At 41.2% G+C, this 1,301-nt stretch carries 1 protein-coding gene and 1 pseudogene; both read right to left on the bottom strand.

All coding sequences use genetic code 11. From position 1 onward, the window contains the following. Nucleotides 1-369 (bottom strand): annotated as a pseudogene (locus tag V7D75_RS08445) (FMN-binding glutamate synthase family protein); the annotation flags it as partial. A 576-nt stretch (nucleotides 370-945) separates the two neighbouring features. Then, nucleotides 946-1,301: DIP1984 family protein (locus V7D75_RS08440; protein WP_333614210.1), on the bottom strand; the 356-nt coding region annotated here is incomplete at its 5' end.

Genomic DNA, 1,301 nt, shown 5'->3' with positions numbered 1-1,301 from the left:
ATTGGTATCACTGACGTTTTTTGCTCGTTGATACACCAGTGCGCGCTGCTGGCGTGAAAACGGCACTTGTTCTTTGTCATTTTCTAATAAATACTGACGAATTTCAGGGCGAAAATCCTCAAGCACATAGCGAATATGCCCTGCAACTGGATAGTTTCTTAAGATGGCATGCTTTGCCTGTATGACATCATAAATCCCCAAACCCACACCCAATCCGCCAAGAATAATCAGCCACCAATTCATCAATAACAGCCCCGCTATAAACAGCAGGGTCGCGGCGGCAAAAGTACTGTAGCGCAACATGACGCCAACTAAATAAGGAGAATCCTGTTTGGGTTTTGGGTTTAGATTGGTACGAGATTGGGGCATAACGATACTCAACAGTGTTACGTAAATAATAAAAACGCGATGATAAAAAACAAAGCATCCATAACAAAATAACCATGTCATAAACATGGTTATTAAGAATGAATTAAATGCTTAAATTTATCGCGTACATCATACACATATGATATCACTGCGACGGTTTAATTGGGTAACAGAGTGCTAATTTTGCGCTCAAAATAACAGTTTTTAGACGTAATCGGCTCTGATTGATTATTTCAAATGATTTTCTGCTGATGATTTGGCGCCGAAGATAAGGAAAAGGCACTCAATGGCAATAACGAAAAGCATTAAAAATAAGATTGAAACCGACTGTCAGTGTCTGGTAGTAAGGTCTAAATAGTGCCTTGTGAGTTGTGACGGGTGCAGGGCATGAATGGTAAAAAAAGCGTCTGCCCGCAACGCGTAGCAGCCACTACAGTATGTTTTCAACCCCCTGCTGTGGCGGTTTGGGGTCTGACACTCGCCCAGTCGGTTCCAAAAGGGTGGTCTGTCCTTTTATTATTATTGTTAAATAAATAAAACGGACAGAAAATTCTCATATTAATGGTTTAAAAGTATTTATTCTACAAGGTCAATTTGCCAGTTATTAGCTTGAATGACAATATTAATCTTACGTAGTTTCATCGCGATGTCATCGGCTTGCTTTTGTAAACCGGCAACCGAAACCATGATATGCCATTTAATCTCGCGAGGGCTATAACGGTCAACCTCGGTATCAGTGGCTTCAATGGCCTCAATCAATAACTTATGTCGCATCTCTAAGGTATCACGTTCGATCAATAGTGTCAGCATCGATTGACCTTCATTGGTCTGAGCGACAGCATTAGTTCGGTGAATACGTTCAATCAAAGCCGATAATTCAGTAATGACTTGACTGGCTTCAATCATCAGCGCGTTTGGGTCTTCGTTTGGCG

Source organism: Psychrobacter sp. (genome assembly GCF_036731945.1).
Classification (GTDB): Bacteria; Pseudomonadota; Gammaproteobacteria; order Pseudomonadales; family Moraxellaceae; genus Psychrobacter.
This window is presented reverse-complemented; position numbering and strand designations above follow the sequence as displayed.